This is a genomic window from Nocardia sp. Marseille-Q1738, from assembly GCF_965283145.1.
In genome coordinates this window covers 1,043,247-1,059,090 of sequence record NZ_CBDIMS010000001.1, presented here as the reverse complement: position 1 = coordinate 1,059,090, position 15,844 = coordinate 1,043,247, and the positions used below count along the sequence as shown (strand labels likewise).

Below are 15,844 nucleotides of genomic sequence, written 5' to 3'. Positions count from 1 at the left end.
ACCGCATCCACGGCGGCGGAATCTCATCCGCCCCCATCACGTATTCGAATGCCGATTCGGGAAATACGTTCTCAGGCAGACGTCGAATCTGTGCCCAGCCGCATAGGCTACGTGCGTGCGGGTGGCAGCGGTTACAGATCGGAGCTCGGTCGGCTTGGACTGGGGGGTCGCGCTTGTCGTCGCCGCGGTCCAAGTGGTCGGGGGAACCTTCGCGAACATGCGGCAGACGGGGGTGCAGTCGGTCGATGTGCTCGGTTACCTGCTACTGCTCGCCGGTCCGGTGGCGCTGATCTGGCGGCGGGCGCAGCCGGTGCCGGTGCTGTTCGTCGTCCTGGCCGCCTGCGTGCTGTATTTCGTGCGCGGTTACGGGTACGGGCCGATCTTCGTCTCGCTGATCGTCGCCTTCCTGACCGCCGCGAGCAGCGGATCTCGTTGGTGGACTTACCCGCTCGTCCCGCTCGGCTACCTTGCCCTGGTCTGGCCGGTGCCCGCGCTGCTCGGCCGGCCCTCCAACCTGTGGCAGATCTTCGCATTGATGGCTTGGCCGGCCGTGCTGCTGTCGGCCGCCGAAGGGATCCGGCAGCGCAAGGCCGTGCTCGTCGCGCGCGGACAGCGCGCCGAGGCCGCGCGCCGGGATGAGGAAGCGCAGCGCGAGCTGCGGGCCAGCGAGGAGCGCCTGGCCATCGCCCGCGAACTGCACGACGTGCTCGCCCATAGCCTGTCGATGATCAACATGCAGTCCTCGATGGCGCTGGAACTGCTGGACAAGCGACCCGAGCACGCGGAGACGGCGCTGACGGCGATCAAGACCGTCAGCCGCGACGCGCTGGCCGAGGTGCACGCGCTGCTGCACACGATCCGCTCCGGAACGGTCGCGACGCCCGAGGACCAACCGGCCGCCGCTGCATACCCCAACGATGAGTCCGGCCACCCTCGCACGCTCGGCTCGCGTAACGGCCGCGATTCGACGGCTGCCGAGCCTGATTCGAACGACAGCGATACTTCCCCGGCGAGGGCCGATGCCGCCGAGCCACCGCCCGCACCGCGCGCTCCGGCACCGAGCATCGGCGACTTGGACCAGTTGTTGCAGCGCCCGCGCGCGACCGGTTTGACGGTCGACACCCGAGTGCTCGGCACCCCACAGCAGCTGCCCACTGTCATCGACGCGGCGGCGGCGCGGATCGTCCAGGAGTCGTTGACCAACGTGCTCCGGCACGCGCCGGGCGCCGACGCGACGGTGACCGTGCGCTACGCGGCCGACTCGGTCGACATCACCGTCGACAACACCCGCCCGACCAGCGCCCCATCGCGCTCCGGCAGCGGCGGCGGCAACGGCATCATCGGCATGCGCGAGCGAGCCCACGCACTCGGCGGCGCGCTCACGGCAGGCCCGCGCCCCAGCGGCGGCTACCGAGTCGCGGCGCGCCTGCCCGCCCGAACCCCTGAGCCGGGAGCGGCTCGAGCCGATACGGCGTCACCAGGAACAACGCGGATCGGCACAGCAGCGAGCACGACCGCCCCGAGCAACCCGGCAACAACCGCAGCCGATCAGGATGCGGCCGGACCAAGCACGGCGAGACCAGGAACGACGCCGCCCGCCAGCACACCGACCGGCACCGCACCGCCCACGACCACCTCCGGCCCGACCGCTCCTCGCAGCGCGACAACAAGCACCCTCGCGCAGGGGGCGGCCGAACACGATGCGGCGACCAGGACGGCCCCTGACACGACCGCTCCGAGCAAAGCGGGATCAGGCCTGCCGGAGCCGGGCATGGGCCCATCAAGTGGTCCGCGAGACGAACCCGCTGAGCGACCGAGCACATCCGCCGGACGAACGAAGCGCTAGCCCGGGCCGACGACAGGGGAGGCCGCGATGCACGACCCCACGACAACACGCCGAGGGGAACGCGGCCTCGCTCGACGCGCCGCCCACCACGACGGCACCGGGGAGTTCGCCGGTGCAGCCCGCCGACACTGAGCAACCGAGTACATCCGCTGGAAGCACTGGCGTCCACCGGAAACGACCCGGGCGCCGCCGACCACGACGGAACCGGGCAGTTCGCCGGTGCAGCCCGCCGACACTGAGCAACCGAGTACATCCGCTGGAAGCACTGGCGTCCACCGGAAACGACCCGGGCGCCGCAGCCGCAGGCTGATCGCGGAGTTCTCTGCGCGCGCGAGGACGCCACCGGACGCGACCCTCACCGAACTCACCAACTGGGAGCGGGAGGTGATGGCCCTGGTCCCCGAGGGGCTCACCAACGCTGAAATCGGCGACCGCCTCTTCATGAGCCCGGCAACGGCGCGCATCCACGTCAGCCGTATCCGCACCCAGCTGAACGCCAGCCCAGCTCGTGGTCGTGGCGTACGAATCGGGGCTGGTCCGCCCGGGATGGCAACAGAAGCCGCTACGCCACGCGATCCAGCGAACGTGGAGTTGGCAATCCATTGGTTAACTGAATCCGACGCTATCCAGCAATCACCTGGTAAAGCACTGTGGAGATCCGCGATTTGCGGCCGCCATACACACGTCCAAGCGCAGCAGGCTCGCCATCCCGACCGAGCCGCGGCGCACCGCCCAGCACTAGTGGAAAATTCCCAGCATTGGGAACAAGAAAGGCCCGTGCCCACATTCAGTGGGCACGGACCTTTCGATCGCGACTTACTCGCCTGCGGCCGACTCCGCGGAGCCTTCCGACGCGCCGGTCAGCACGACTTCGGGCTTCTCCTCGGCGGCGGCCTTGGTCAGCTTCGCCTTACCGGTGAAGGTGAACTTGGCGTCCTCGCCGGAGCCCTCGCCGTCCCAGCCCTCGACATCGACCGCGATGGTCTGGCCAGGGCCGATCTCGCCGAAGAGGATCTTCTCCGACAGCTGGTCCTCGATCTCGCGCTGAATGGTGCGGCGCAGCGGCCGGGCACCGAGCACGGGGTCGAAGCCACGCTTGGCCAGCAGGTTCTTGGCGTTCTGGGTGAGCTCGATCGCCATGTCCTTGTTCTTCAGCTGCGTGGCGACGCGGTTGATCATCAGGTCCACCATCTCGACGATCTGGTCGGTGGTGAGCTGGTGGAAGACGATCACGTCGTCGATGCGGTTGAGGAACTCGGGCCGGAAGTGCTTCTTCAGCTCGTCGTTGACCTTGAGCTTCATCCGCTCGTAGTTCGAACCCTCGGCGTTGCTCTGCGTGAAGCCGAGGCCGACGGCCTTCGAGATGTCCGACGTGCCGAGGTTCGAGGTGAAGATCAGCACCGTGTTCTTGAAGTCCACGGTCCGGCCCTGGCCGTCGGTCAGGCGGCCGTCCTCCAGGACCTGCAACAGGGTGTTGTAGATCTCCTGGTGGGCCTTCTCGATCTCGTCGAACAGCACGACCGAGAACGGCTTGCGGCGCACCTTCTCGGTGAGCTGGCCGCCCTCCTCGTAGCCGACGTAGCCCGGAGGGGCACCGAACAGCCGCGAGGCGGTGAAGCGGTCGTGGAACTCGCCCATGTCGATCTGGATGAGCGCGTCGTCGTCGCCGAACAGGAAGTTCGCCAGCGCCTTGGACAGCTCGGTCTTACCGACACCGGACGGACCGGCGAAGATGAACGAGCCGGACGGACGCTTCGGATCCTTCAGACCGGCGCGGGTGCGGCGGATCGCCTTGGAGACGGCCTTGACCGCGTCCTCCTGGCCGATGATCCGCTTGTGCAGCTCGTCCTCCATGCGGAGCAGACGGGTGGTCTCCTCCTCGGTGAGCTTGAACACCGGGATACCGGTCCAGTTGGCCAGCACTTCGGCGATCTGCTCGTCGTCGACCTCGGCCACGACGTCCAGATCACCCGAACGCCATTGCTTTTCGCGCTCGGCCCGCTTGGCGACGAGTTGCTTCTCCTTGTCGCGCAGCCGCGCGGCCTTCTCGAAGTCCTGCGCGTCGATCGCGGACTCCTTCTCCCGGCGCGCCTCGGCGATCTTGTCGTCGAACTCGCGCAGGTCCGGCGGAGCGGTCATGCGACGGATGCGCATGCGCGCACCGGCCTCGTCGATCAGGTCGATCGCCTTGTCCGGCAGGAACCGGTCGTTGATGTAGCGGTCGGCCAGGGTGGCGGCGGCCACCAGTGCGCCATCGGTGATGGAGACCCGGTGGTGCGCCTCGTAGCGATCGCGTAGACCCTTGAGGATGTTGATGGTGTGCTCGACCGTCGGCTCGCCCACCTGCACCGGCTGGAACCGGCGCTCCAGGGCGGCGTCCTTCTCGATGTACTTGCGGTACTCGTCGAGGGTGGTCGCGCCGATGGTCTGCAGCTCGCCGCGGGCCAGCTTCGGCTTCAGGATCGAGGCCGCGTCGATGGCGCCCTCGGCGGCGCCCGCACCGACCAGCGTGTGCAGCTCGTCGATGAACAGGATGATGTCGCCGCGGGTGTTGATCTCCTTGAGCACCTTCTTCAGACGCTCTTCGAAATCACCGCGGTAGCGGCTGCCCGCGACCAGGGAGCCGAGATCGAGGGTGTAGAGCTGCTTGTCCTTCAGCGTCTCGGGCACCTCGCCGTTGACGATGGCCTGCGCGAGACCCTCGACCACGGCGGTCTTACCGACGCCGGGCTCGCCGATCAGCACCGGGTTGTTCTTGGTGCGGCGGCTGAGCACCTGCATGACCCGCTCGATCTCCTTCGAGCGGCCGATGACCGGGTCGAGCTTGCCCTCGAGCGCGGCCTGGGTCAGGTTGCGGCCGAACTGGTCGAGCACCAGCGAGGTGGACGGGGTACCCGCCTCACCGCGCGAGCCGGACTCGACCGGCTCCTTGCCCTGGTACCCGGACAGCAGCTGGATGACCTGCTGACGCACGCGGTTGAGATCGGCGCCCAGCTTCACCAGCACCTGCGCCGCCACGCCCTCACCCTCGCGGATGAGGCCGAGCAGGATGTGCTCGGTGCCGATGTAGTTGTGGCCGAGCTGCAGGGCCTCGCGGAGGCTCAGCTCCAGCACCTTCTTGGCGCGCGGGGTGAACGGAATATGCCCGGACGGGGCCTGCTGGCCCTGGCCGATGATCTCCTCCACCTGGCTGCGCACGCCTTCCAGCGAGATGCCGAGCGACTCCAGCGACTTGGCCGCGACGCCCTCACCCTCGTGGATCAGCCCCAGCAGGATGTGCTCGGTGCCGATGTAGTTGTGGTTGAGCATCCGGGCCTCTTCTTGGGCCAGGACAACGACACGCCTCGCGCGGTCGGTGAACCTCTCGAACATCGCTCCCTCACTCTCCTGCTCCGACATTCTGGCAACAGACGCCGCAGTGTGCTGTGTACAACCGTGGGCGTCAGACTGCCATGAAGCCCGGGGGTTGCGGCCCCCGCCATCCACTCTAGTTGGCGGGAGATGCCGCCGTCGCCAGTCCACCCTATTGCCGACCGGCGACAGCACGGTCATTCACTCATAACGTGGGCGTCGCGGGATTCGTTTCCGGCCAGGTTTTGCCCTCAGCGAACAGGCTGCCCGACGACCGGATCTCCGGCGCGCACGTATGACCCCGGCTGCCTACCCGGTGTACGGAGCGACGAAACCGCAGGGCACCGGACGTGGATGCGCGGGATCGAGCGCGTTGAGCACATAGGTCGCGGCTCTCGGGCTGCCCGCTATGCCCGTATGCCCAGAGTAGTCCGTCGCGCAGCCGTCCTGAACCACGATATTGGTCACGCGAGGCCCGGCGACGAGTCCTGCGGTGTAGGGCACGACCAGCTCGTCCAGCACGGTCGCGATGTTCGTATAGGTCACGTCGGGGTGGTAGACGCCGTCCTTGTTGAGGGCGCGCACGAATTCCGATCCTTGCAACACCTGGCGGCATGCCTGGCACGGCGATCCGGCCACCGCGTCGAAGACCGGGCCCAGACCCAGCCGCGTGCCGAACTCGTTCAGTTCCGCCATCCCACCCGCGTTCGAGCCGAGCCAGGGTGGGGCCAGTCCGACCATCTTGTCCACCTTCGCCGCGCCACCGAGCCGCTTGACGAAGTAATTGCCGATGAAGTTGCCCTGGGAGTGACCGATGAGGTCGACCTGGGCCGCGCCGGTCGCGGCGCGCACCCGGTCCACGAAGGCGCCGAGCTGCGCCGCGCTCCGCTCGATCGGAAGCATGCCGCCGATGGCCGACCCGGGCCAGGGCACGTCGTAGTTGCCGAAGGTGCCCGAGTACACGCAGTAGCCCTCGTTGGCCAGCAGCGGCGCATACACGCCCCAATTCGTCTGTGCGCCACCGCCTGTGCCGTGCACCAGAACCACCGGGTTCGGGCGCGCGGGGTTCGGCCGGCAGGACCAGTCATTGGTGCCGGGCAGCGAACCCCCGGGATTCGCCAGCTCGGCGGGGATGCCGACGAAGAAGTTGTAGTCGACGGGATATCGCTCCTGCGCGTGCGCCGAGCCCGCCATGGCGGCGCAGACCGCGGCGAGCAGCACGACGACCAACGAGACGACCAACGAAAAGCCTGAGACACGTCGCACGATAGCCTCCAGGTATCGACCGTGTCCGGGAAGCTACCGCATGGAGTGTCCCAGGCGGGGGAAATTCCGGCGGGTTGCCGGAGAAAACTAGCGCTGACCGAAAGCAGGCGCTCCGGGCTGGTTCGGCGCCGCGTAGTGGCCCGCGATCATCTGACCCGTTCCCGCCGCGACGGTCGACTTCCCCTGCTGGACGCCCGCGACGAACAGCGCGCCGCACAGCGCCAGGAAGGCCAGCGTGTGGAAGACGCCGCGCACGATGTTCCAACGGACCCAAGCCGATTCGAAATCGGCGCGCACGGCGGCGAGATCGGTGATCGAAGCGGGATCACCGGCGGCGGCCAGCTGGTCGTTGAGCGGGACGTTCAGCCCGGAGGTCACCGCGAAGGCGATCACGTTGAGCACCAGCGCGAGCACGATCCAGATCAGCGTGCTCCGGTGCTCCCGCCCCAGGTGCAGCGCCGCGGCCAAGATGGTGAAGCCGACCGTGCCGAGGAACCCGATCATGAACCAGGGGTTGATGATCACCACGTTGATCTTCTGCATCACGTCGATCATCGCGCGGTCGTCCGTGCGGGCCAGGGCGGGCATCACCGAATTGGCGTACGCGTAGAAAAGCCCCGCGATCAGGCCCGTCGCCAGCGTGGCGAGCACCAGTGCGGCGAGACGTGTGGCGGTCATGATTTCCTCCTGCTCGAAAACCCGGCCGGAGCGGAATCGCATCCGGCGCGTGCCTCCAAGTCAAGCCGCTGACGCGGGCACTCTCCATGGCCGAGAAGCTCGACCGGCTAAGCGAGCGTCTACGGTGGAGGTCTCACAGGTCCCGATCGGAAATGAGCCCACTCTGCATGGCCAGTCCAGCCAGCCGCACCCGCTTCTGGTTCTGCGGCAGATCCTCCACGCCGAACTTGGCGAACAGCGCGCGAAGATGGGTCTTGATCGCGTCGACGCTGAGGAACAGCTCTTCCGCGATCTGCTGATTGGAAGCGGGCGTAGCGAAACCGGCGCCGTGCTTGTACGGGCGGCACAGCGCGATCAGCACCGAGCGCTGTGTCTCGGTGAGCGAACGCGCGGTGGGAATCGAGCCGGTCGAGGTGCGGGTGATGTCGTCGGCCACACCGCCGAAATCATGGAAGGACACCGTCGAGGTGCCGACCCGGATGACGTCGCCGGCCATCAGCCTGCGCCGGCCGACCAGCCGGTCGCCGTTGACGAACGTGCCGTTGCGGGAAAGGCCGTCGTCGACGATGGTCCAGTGCGCGCCCAGGTATTCGACCGCCGCGTGCAGCCGGGAGACTTCCGCGTCCCAGCTCAGGGACAGATCGGCATGCGGAGAACGACCGATGGTGACACGGCCGCTGTCAGGTGTGAGGGTGAACTCCTGTTGGCGACCGTCGTCATCGGTGAACCGTAAGAATGATCCGACGAATCCTGTCACTGCGCCGATACCTCGCCTTTCCATACCGCCAGTGACCGTCGCACGTTTCCATGGTGCCCCGTTCGGGAACTTCGAGCAAGATCGATTCGCCTGCCGTCACGGGCCACCGTGTGATCTGGTCTTGCTGCTATATCGAAGCCCTATCACAAACAAGACCGCCGCCCCGACGTCGCACGATTCGCCGGGACGGCGGCCGAAAATAGAACTATCCCTTCGCGGCCTTGTTGTACGCGTCGGTGATGTCGGCGGAGATACGGCCCCGCGCGGACACCTTGTGTCCATTCCGACGCGCCCACTCGCGAATTGCGGCGCTTTGTTCCCGGTCGATGGAGACCCGGCTCTTGGGCGTACCCGCCGCCGTCGCGGCGGCCTTGACCCGGCGCCGACCGCTGACCCGGCGCGCATTCGAAACCCACTCTTCCAAACCGTCGCGCAGCTTCGCCGCATTTGCCGACGACAGATCGATCTCGTACGACACACCGTCGATCGCAAACTCGATGGTCTCGTCTGCGATGGACTCACCGTCGACATCGTCGATCAGGCTAACGGTGACCTTCTTTGCCATGAGATGAACGTCCTCTCGAAATCGTGCGACCCGCATACTAGGCCGATTACCCGAGGCAAGAATACCTCGAATTCCGGAAATTCCAAGACGGAGTCGCTACTTTGCAATCCGATCGGTCACCTGGTGACCGGACGCACAATTGGGAACAGTATCGTTTCTCGGATTCCCAATCCGGTCAGCGCCATCAACAACCGATCGATTCCCATACCGGTTCCGGTGGTCGGCGGCATGCCGTGCTCCATCGCGGCGAGGAAGTCCTCGTCCAGCGCCATCGCCTCGTCATCACCCTGGGCGGCCAGCCGAGCCTGGTCGACGAACCTCTCGCGCTGGATCACCGGGTCGACCAACTCCGAATAGCCGGTGGCCAACTCGAAGCCGCGCACATAGAGATCCCACTTCTCCGTCACGCCGGCCCGGCTGCGATGCTGCCTGGTCAGCGGGGATGTCTCGACCGGGAAGTCGCGCACGAAAGTCGGTGCGTACAGCTTGTCGCCATACTGGTGTTCCCATAGTTCCTCGACGAGTTTCCCGTGGCCATAGCCCTTGTCCTCGGGAATTTCCAGACCGACCCGATCCGCGAGTGCCCGTAATTCGGCAACGGACGTTTCCGGCGTGACCGACACACCCAGCGCGTCCGACAGCGACGGGTACATCTCGACGGTCGCCCACTCGCCGCGTAGATCGTATTCGGTGCCGTCGGCCAGGGTGACCACCTGCGTGCCGAACACCTCTTGGGCCACTTCCTGCACCAATTCCCGGGTCATCCGCGCCGAGTCGTCATAGGTGCCATATGCCTGGTATGTCTCCAGCATCGCGAACTCGGGGGAATGCGTGGAGTCCGCGCCTTCGTTCCGGAAGTTCCGGTTGATCTCGAAGACCCGCTCCAAGCCGCCGACCACGCAGCGCTTCAGGAACAGTTCGGGCGCGATGCGCAGGTAGAGGTCCATATCGAGGGCATTCGAATGGGTGACGAACGGCCGGGCCGCCGCGCCGCCGTGCAGCGTCTGCAGCATCGGCGTCTCCACCTCGAGGAATCCCCGGCGCTCGAGCGCGCCGCGCAGCGCCCGCACCACGGCGATGCGGGTACGTGCCATTTCCCTGGCTTCAGGACGCACGATCAAGTCGACATAACGCTGCCGTACCCGGGACTCCTCGTTCATCTCCTTGTGCGCGACCGGCAGCGGACGCAGCGCCTTTGCCGCCATGAACCAGGAATCGGCCATGACGCTCAGCTCCCCGGTCCGCGAGGCGATGACCTCCCCCTGCACGAAGACGAAGTCACCGAGGTCGACGTCGGCTTTCCAGGCGGCGAGCGAGTCCGCGCCCACCCCGTTGAGGCTGATCATCGCCTGCAACTTGGTGCCGTCGCCCTCCTGCAGCGTCGCGAAACACAACTTGCCGGTATTACGCATGAATATGACGCGTCCGGCGACACCGACCTGCTGGCCGGTGGCCGTGTCGGCGGCCAGGTCGGGATATGCGGCCCGAATTTCGGCGAGGGTATGCGTACGCGGCACGACGACTGGATAGGCCTCGCCACCGGCCGCGAGCAGCCGCTCGCGCTTCTCCCGGCGAATCCGTATCTGCTCCGGGGCGTCGTCGGCGTCGGGCGCCACGGCAGGCCGCGAATCCGATGTCGATGCGCTGGAGGATGCAGAGTTCGGGGTGCTCACATCGAACAACCCTAGCGTGCACCGGAAATCGTTTTGCGGGCCGCCCAGGCTCGAGCCGGTAGTAACGAAACGGCATCGGCCCTGCGACCCACCCGGGCTGCCCCGAGGGCACTCAGGGAACTCGAAAATAGCCGGCGCGCACCATGAGGTGCCCGTAAACACCTGTGCGCCCGGCTAATTCGAGATGGAAGTGATCAGGGGGAATTACAGCGAGGCGAGCGCGTCGAGCTCGCGGGCGAAGTGCGGCGCCCGCACCGCCACGTTCAGCAGGCCCGCCGCCTTCAGTGCCTGGTAGCCGCCGACCAGGTCGGTCGCCCGATGCAGTCCCAGTTGTTGCAACGCGGCGGCCGCCAGGCTGGAGGTATAGCCCTCGGAGCAGACGACGATCCACTCCACGTCGTGGTCGGCGGCCAAGGCCAGCCGGGCGGAACTGGAGGGATCCAGCCGCCATTCCAGCACATTGCGTTCGATCACCAAGGCGCCGGGTAGGGTGCCCTCGCGCCCGCGCTGCGCCTGCGGCCGGATATCCACCAGAATGGCGCCCCGCTCGATCGCTTCCGGCAATTCGAAGGCGTAGATCCGGTTCAGCTGGGCCCGCGCGTTCTCGAGCATCTGATCGACGGTCAAACGGGTCATTACATATCACCTTCGGGCTGGTCGGTGAGGACGGTTCGGGTGCGCCGCAGGGTGCCGTGGCCGGTCACCTCGTAATACGACATGGCGGTAAGCGGTGGGGAATAGGCGTGCACACTCAGCGTGGGATCGAGCGGGCCCGCGGATGCGGTAGCGCCGGCGTCGGGCGCCCGCATCACGTCGTGCACCCAACCGATCGGGAACGACGCCTGATCACCCGCCGTGAGCGTGCGGCAGCGCAGTTCCCTTCCATTCCAACGGAATTCCGACAGCGCGCCGCTGAGCACGGTCAGCGCGCCGAGCGATCCGGCGTGGTCGTGCAGCTCGGTGGACTTGTCCGGCGTCCAGCTGATCAGCCAGACGTCGACCTCGTCGTCGGCGAGCAATCTCCTCGCCCAGCGCTCGTCGGTCGGCCACTCGCCGTTCGCGGGAAGCAGATGGTCATAGCGCCCGGCCAGCACGTCTTCGGCACCTTCGTCGGTCAGCCGCAGCAGATCGGCCGGGCGCAGCCGGGTCGGCAGCGCGGGCGCCACCGAACGATCCAGCGGCGGGGTGGCTGACAACGCGGTACGCGCGGACGAAAGGGAAAGTACGGAAGAACGCATGAGCGAATCTCCAGGAGGATGGTATCGGTCGAGGGCGGGTAGGCAGCCTCGATCGGTCGAGGCAGGTCAGCCTCGACAACACTCCTGGGTGCTCACGCTAGAAAACACGAATGCGAGTTTAACAGCACAGTGCGCGGGGTCGGCAAGTCCCTGTCCTGCGACAAAGCCAACACCGCGCATATCAGACACTGCCCTTGCGCCGCTGGTTGCGTTCGTATACAAGCCGCAGGCCGTTCAGCGTGAGATGCGGGTCATGGTCCTCGATGGTCTCGGATTCCGGGACGATCAACGGCGCGGTCGCGCCGGTAGCCACCACCGCCACGTCGTCGCCGGCGAAGGCGTCGAACTCGTCGCGAATCCGATCGATCAGTCCGTCCACCAGACCGGCGAATCCGAATACCGCGCCGGACTGCATGCATTCCATGCTGTTCTTCCCCAGCACCGACCGTGGCCGGGTCAACTCGGCCCGCCGCAGCGCGCTGCGTTCCACCAGCGCCTCCGTGGAGATCTCCACGCCTGGCGCGATGATCCCGCCGAGGAACTCCCCCTTCTTCGACACCAGATCCACACAGATCGCCGTGCCGAAATCGACGACGATCGCGGCCGAGGAATACCGCTGGTAGGCGGCCAGGCAATTGACGATGCGGTCCGCGCCGACTTCTTTCGGATTGTCGACCAACAGCGGAATGCCCGTTCGCACACCGGGTTCCACCAGCACGTGCGGAACGTGACCCCAGTACTGGCTCAGCATTCCGCGGAGTTCCCGCAGCACCGGCGGCACGGTCGACAGCGCGGAGACGCCGATCACCTCGTCCAGTTGCGCGCCGACCAGCCCGCGCACCTGCATGGCGAATTCGTCGGCGGTCAGCAGCGGATTGGTGTGCATTCGCCAGTGCCGCACCAGTTTCGAATGCTCCCCGGTCCCCGAGAACAGACCGAGTTCGATACTGGTGTTGCGGACATCGATGGTCAGCAGCATGTCCCGGTCGCCGGCTCTCAGACGAACGACAGCGAGCGCGGCGAGGTCAGTCCCGAGCCCTCCGGCGCGTGCGCCGGGTCCGAGCCCAGCTCGACCGGGCGGTTGCGCTCGTCGACGAAAACGACCTTGGGGTCGTACTCCGCGACTTCCTGCTCGTTCAGCTGACCGTAGGCGATCAGGATGACCAGGTCACCGGGATGCACCAGGTGGGCGGCGGCCCCGTTGATCCCGATCACGCCCGAACCCCGCTCACCGGCGATGACGTAGGTCTCCAGCCGGGCGCCGTTGTCGATGTCCACGATGCAGACCTGCTCGCCTTCCAGCAGATCGGCGGCGTCGAGCAGGTCCTGATCCACCGTCACCGAGCCGACGTAGTGCAGGTCGGCGTGCGTCACGGTGGCGCGGTGGATCTTCGACTTCATCATGGTGCGCAGCATTGCGTCGCCCTTTCTAGTTCGCGGGAGGGAGCAGGGCGGGATCTGACACCGCCGGGGCAGGCTGGGAGTAATCCGCGGCGGGCCGCGAACCGGAGACGGTGGGGTGCCCATCGATCGGAGCGCCGAGGGTGACGGCGATGTTGTCGATGAGCCGGGTGGCACCGACCTTGGCCGCGATCAGCAACCTGGCGTTGCCGGTGGCCGGTGCGGGACCGAGGTTGGCCGAACGCAGCTCCAGGTAGTCGAGGTCGACGCCGGTCGCGGCGTCGAGCACCTGGCGAGCGGCGGCCAATACGGCCTCGCCGCCGAGACCGGCCGCGTGCCTGCCCGCCGACAGTGCGGCGGACAACGCGAGCGCCGATTCGCGCTGCACCGGATCGAGATAACGATTGCGCGAGGACAGGGCCAGGCCGTCGGCCTCCCGAACGGTGACCACCGGGGTGATCTTCACGTCGAAATTCAGATCGCGAACCATCTGCCGGATCAGCGTGAGCTGCTGGTAGTCCTTCTCACCGAAGAACGCCTCGGTGGGGCGCGCGATCTGCAGCAATTTGGCGACCACGGTGAGCATGCCCGCGAAATGGGTCGGCCGACTGGCCCCCTCGAGCTCGGCGCCGAGCGGGCCCGGGTGCACGGTGGTGCGCGGACCGTCCGGGTACATATCGGACACGCTCGGCGCGAACACCAGCTCGACGCCCTCCGCACGCAGCAGCTCGACGTCGGTGTCCAGCGTGCGGGGGTAGGTGTCCAGGTCCTCGTTCGCGCCGAACTGCAAGGGGTTGACGAAGATCGAGACGATGACCACCTGATTGGTCCGCTTGGCCAGCCGCACGATCTCCACATGGCCCTCGTGCAGGGCGCCCATGGTCGGCACCAACGCGACCGTGCGGCCGACGCCGCGCAAGGCGCCGGACACCGCGCTGAGCACTGCGGGATCGTGGTGCACGGTCAGCTCGCCGGGCCGGTACGCACCGCGCAATTTCGGATCGAACATCAGCGTCCTTCCAGCAGCTCGATAACGGCGGGGGCGGTGCCCGCCCGTTCCGCGGTGCGCAGCGACAACGCGCGATACCCTTCGGCCAGTCGCGGATCGACCGCGGTCAACGCGGCCAGATGCGCGGCGACCGCTTCCGCGTCGCCGCGGGCCACCGGACCCGTCAGCGCGGATTGGCCGCGGCGCAAGGCATTGTCCAGCGCGGCCGAGGCCAGCGGGGCGAGCAGACGCTCGGCCAGCCCGCCCGGCTGGTCGTCGACCACCTGCTGGCCGAGCAGGCCGGGACCCTCCAACGCGACGCGCAGCGCGGCCAGCGCGTCGACGATCACCGTGACCAGGTGATTGCTGCCGTGCGCGAGCGCCGCGTGATACAGCTGCCGGTTCTCTTCCGGTACCCGCACCGGCTCGCCGCCCATCTCGATCACCAGTGACTGCGCGATGGCGTAGCCGACCTCGTCAGCGGCGGTGATGCCGAAACAGGCGTTGCCGAGCCTGGTCACGTCTTCGTCGTGGCCGGTGAAGGTCATGGCGGGGTGGATGGCCAGCGGACGGGCGCCGAGCTCGGCCAGCGGGGCCAGCACGCCGATCCCGTTCGCGCCGGAGGTGTGCGCCACGATGGTGCTCGGCCGGACGACACCTGCCCCGGCCAGGCCACGAACCAGACCGGCCAGCTCGGTGTCGGGCACGGCGAGCAGCAGCAGCTCGCTGCGCGCGGCCACCTCTTCGATCGGCAGGATCTTCGAGTCGGGCAGCCGGGTACGGGCACGGCGAACCGAGGCGTCGGAGATCGCGCAGACGCCGAACACCACGTGTCCGGCGCGCTCGAGGGCGGCGCCCAATGCAGAACCCACGCGTCCCGCCGAGACGATTCCCACCGTCAGGCGTGCGGGCGCGGGGTCGTAGCCCGAAGTAGCGCTATCGGAATTCACGCTTCTCGAGGTCAACGTTGTCCTCTCGATGTCGTTCCAGTCCCGCCATGCGGGTACCGGACGGTACGTCACGAGAATATCGGCACGCGGTTCGCCGATGCCACGGGGTGCCCGCGTGATTTAGACCGCACTGCCCGGCCGGGGACAGCGCGCCGTTCAGCGCCCTTCGCGCCGCTCGGACTGCAAGTTGGCCATGATCTCCGCGACGGAAAGGCGGCGCGACGGCGTCTCTCCGTCGTCCTGGGCCCTGCGTCGCCTGCGCGTGCTCGGCGTGCCGACGCTCGGCGCGGAGGTCGGCCCCGATACGGGCTCGGGGCGGGGGTCGGGCCGCACGGCGGGCTGCGTCGGAGGTTCGTCGACCGTCTCGGTGAAGGCGTCGGCCCAACCGTGCGGCTCGGCGTACCTGGTCTGCTCGTCGTCGTCCTCGTCGAAGGAGACGATCGCGGTCTCCGCGGTGACCGGCTCGTCGAAGGGGCTGGCGAAGACCGGTGGCGCGGGGTGATCGGGTTCGAAGATCGGCGTCATACTGCTATGCGGTTGCTGGTCGGCGAAGACCGACCACATTCCGGCATTCGCGGAGCTATTGTTCGCCGATTCCGCGCTCGAGCTGGGCAACTCCTGAATCCGAGTCGCGTCGGCGCGTAGCGCGGGCCGATCCATCGGCAGATCGCCGTCGAACAGCCGCTGCAAGCTCTGGCGCAGCACGGTGAGCTCGGCGCGTAGCGCCGCTAGTTCGGCCGCGTCGGCGCCCACTTCCTCGCGCACGCGCGCCTCGACGCCGAGCTCGTACTCGCGGCGCGCGGTGACCTCGCGCTCCAGCTGTAACTCGTAGACCGTCTGCAAATCGCGGACCTTCGCCTTGTCGATCGTGGCCTCTTTGCGGTACTTCGTCGCGGTCAGCGCGCCGATCGCGGCGGCCCACAGGGCCGCGACCAGACCTACCCGTACGAACTGCACATTGTTACTGAAGACCAGGAAAACGCTGGCAACCAGACCCAACAGAATCAAGGCGCCGATGAACAGTTTTCCCGCGTCGTCCCGCCGTCGACGGGAAGTGCTGCTACGGGAGGGTGAAACCATGCCAGCCAGGGTAGCCAAAACGACGAGCGACGCCCAGATTCCGGTTTGGTA

The 15,844-nt window shown here is 67.3% G+C and carries 14 protein-coding genes and 1 pseudogene; 2 read left to right on the top strand and 13 right to left on the bottom strand.

Features of this window, described 5'->3' with window-relative positions; genetic code table 11:
- Positions 1-115: 115 nt before the first annotated feature.
- Both ACWPXK_RS04755 and ACWPXK_RS04750 read left to right on the top strand, forming a co-directional pair.
- Positions 116-1,846: a histidine kinase gene (locus ACWPXK_RS04755; RefSeq protein ID WP_454194749.1), complete on the top strand. Its 1,731-nt coding sequence runs from the start codon at positions 116-118 to the stop codon at positions 1,844-1,846.
- A 387-nt stretch (positions 1,847-2,233) separates the two neighbouring features.
- A pseudogene (locus ACWPXK_RS04750) lies at positions 2,234-2,284 on the top strand (hypothetical protein); the annotation flags it as partial.
- A gap of 378 nt (positions 2,285-2,662) precedes the next feature.
- On the opposite strand, the gene ACWPXK_RS04745 reads toward ACWPXK_RS04750, so the two are convergent.
- The 13 genes from ACWPXK_RS04745 to ACWPXK_RS04685 all read right to left on the bottom strand — a co-directional run bounded on the left by ACWPXK_RS04745 (position 2,663) and on the right by ACWPXK_RS04685 (position 15,793).
- Entirely contained in the window at positions 2,663-5,218 is a 2,556-nt protein-coding gene (locus ACWPXK_RS04745) for an ATP-dependent Clp protease ATP-binding subunit (RefSeq protein ID WP_454195453.1), read from the bottom strand.
- Between the two features lie 288 nt (positions 5,219-5,506).
- Entirely contained in the window at positions 5,507-6,466 is a 960-nt protein-coding gene (locus tag ACWPXK_RS04740) for an esterase/lipase family protein (RefSeq protein WP_454195452.1), read from the bottom strand.
- An 84-nt stretch (positions 6,467-6,550) separates the two neighbouring features.
- A complete protein-coding gene (locus ACWPXK_RS04735; protein ID WP_454194748.1) occupies positions 6,551-7,141 on the bottom strand; it encodes an anthrone oxygenase family protein in 591 nt (196 codons plus the stop codon).
- Positions 7,142-7,274: 133 nt separating this feature from the next.
- On the bottom strand, positions 7,275-7,922 hold the full coding sequence (locus tag ACWPXK_RS04730) for an FHA domain-containing protein (RefSeq protein WP_454194747.1): 648 nt from the start codon (positions 7,920-7,922) through the stop codon (positions 7,275-7,277).
- A gap of 181 nt (positions 7,923-8,103) precedes the next feature.
- On the bottom strand, positions 8,104-8,463 hold the full coding sequence (locus ACWPXK_RS04725; protein WP_040773246.1) for a histone-like nucleoid-structuring protein Lsr2: 360 nt from the start codon (positions 8,461-8,463) through the stop codon (positions 8,104-8,106).
- Positions 8,464-8,579: 116 nt separating this feature from the next.
- A complete protein-coding gene (gene lysS / locus ACWPXK_RS04720; RefSeq protein ID WP_454195451.1) occupies positions 8,580-10,079 on the bottom strand; it encodes a lysine--tRNA ligase in 1,500 nt (499 codons plus the stop codon).
- Positions 10,080-10,340: 261 nt separating this feature from the next.
- Positions 10,341-10,763, bottom strand: coding sequence for a rhodanese-like domain-containing protein (locus ACWPXK_RS04715; RefSeq protein WP_454195450.1), 423 nt, complete (start codon positions 10,761-10,763; stop codon positions 10,341-10,343).
- A gap of 8 nt (positions 10,764-10,771) precedes the next feature.
- A complete protein-coding gene (locus ACWPXK_RS04710) occupies positions 10,772-11,374 on the bottom strand; it encodes a cysteine dioxygenase (RefSeq protein ID WP_454194746.1) in 603 nt (200 codons plus the stop codon).
- Between the two features lie 181 nt (positions 11,375-11,555).
- Positions 11,556-12,353, bottom strand: coding sequence for a type III pantothenate kinase (locus ACWPXK_RS04705; protein ID WP_454194745.1), 798 nt, complete (start codon positions 12,351-12,353; stop codon positions 11,556-11,558).
- Between the two features lie 17 nt (positions 12,354-12,370).
- On the bottom strand, positions 12,371-12,790 hold the full coding sequence (gene panD / locus ACWPXK_RS04700; RefSeq protein WP_454194744.1) for an aspartate 1-decarboxylase: 420 nt from the start codon (positions 12,788-12,790) through the stop codon (positions 12,371-12,373).
- A gap of 13 nt (positions 12,791-12,803) precedes the next feature.
- Positions 12,804-13,784, bottom strand: a complete 981-nt coding sequence (gene panC, locus ACWPXK_RS04695; RefSeq protein WP_454194743.1) for a pantoate--beta-alanine ligase — start codon at positions 13,782-13,784, stop codon at positions 12,804-12,806.
- Complete coding sequence (locus ACWPXK_RS04690; RefSeq protein WP_454194742.1) at positions 13,784-14,713, bottom strand: Rossmann-like and DUF2520 domain-containing protein; 930 nt, start codon at positions 14,711-14,713, stop codon at positions 13,784-13,786. Before ACWPXK_RS04690 ends, panC begins: the two co-directional genes overlap by 1 nt.
- Positions 14,714-14,869: 156 nt before the next feature.
- A complete protein-coding gene (locus ACWPXK_RS04685) occupies positions 14,870-15,793 on the bottom strand; it encodes a DUF6779 domain-containing protein (protein WP_454194741.1) in 924 nt (307 codons plus the stop codon).
- Between the last annotated feature and the right edge of the window lie 51 nt (positions 15,794-15,844).

What these genes read in the sequence shown, in the direction of transcription:
- ACWPXK_RS04745 (WP_454195453.1), bottom strand. Translation starts at nt 5,218, where the DNA reads ATGTTCGAGAGGTTCACCGACCGCGCGAGGCGTGTCGTTGTCCTGGCC.
- ACWPXK_RS04735 (WP_454194748.1), bottom strand. Translation starts at nt 7,141, where the DNA reads ATGACCGCCACACGTCTCGCCGCACTGGTGCTCGCCACGCTGGCGACG.
- ACWPXK_RS04730 (WP_454194747.1), bottom strand. Translation starts at nt 7,922, where the DNA reads ATGGAAAGGCGAGGTATCGGCGCAGTGACAGGATTCGTCGGATCATTC.
- ACWPXK_RS04725 (WP_040773246.1), bottom strand. Translation starts at nt 8,463, where the DNA reads ATGGCAAAGAAGGTCACCGTTAGCCTGATCGACGATGTCGACGGTGAG.
- ACWPXK_RS04710 (WP_454194746.1), bottom strand. Translation starts at nt 11,374, where the DNA reads ATGCGTTCTTCCGTACTTTCCCTTTCGTCCGCGCGTACCGCGTTGTCA.
- ACWPXK_RS04705 (WP_454194745.1), bottom strand. Translation starts at nt 12,353, where the DNA reads ATGCTGCTGACCATCGATGTCCGCAACACCAGTATCGAACTCGGTCTG.
- panD (WP_454194744.1), bottom strand. Translation starts at nt 12,790, where the DNA reads ATGCTGCGCACCATGATGAAGTCGAAGATCCACCGCGCCACCGTGACG.
- panC (WP_454194743.1), bottom strand. Translation starts at nt 13,784, where the DNA reads ATGTTCGATCCGAAATTGCGCGGTGCGTACCGGCCCGGCGAGCTGACC.
- ACWPXK_RS04685 (WP_454194741.1), bottom strand. Translation starts at nt 15,793, where the DNA reads ATGGTTTCACCCTCCCGTAGCAGCACTTCCCGTCGACGGCGGGACGAC.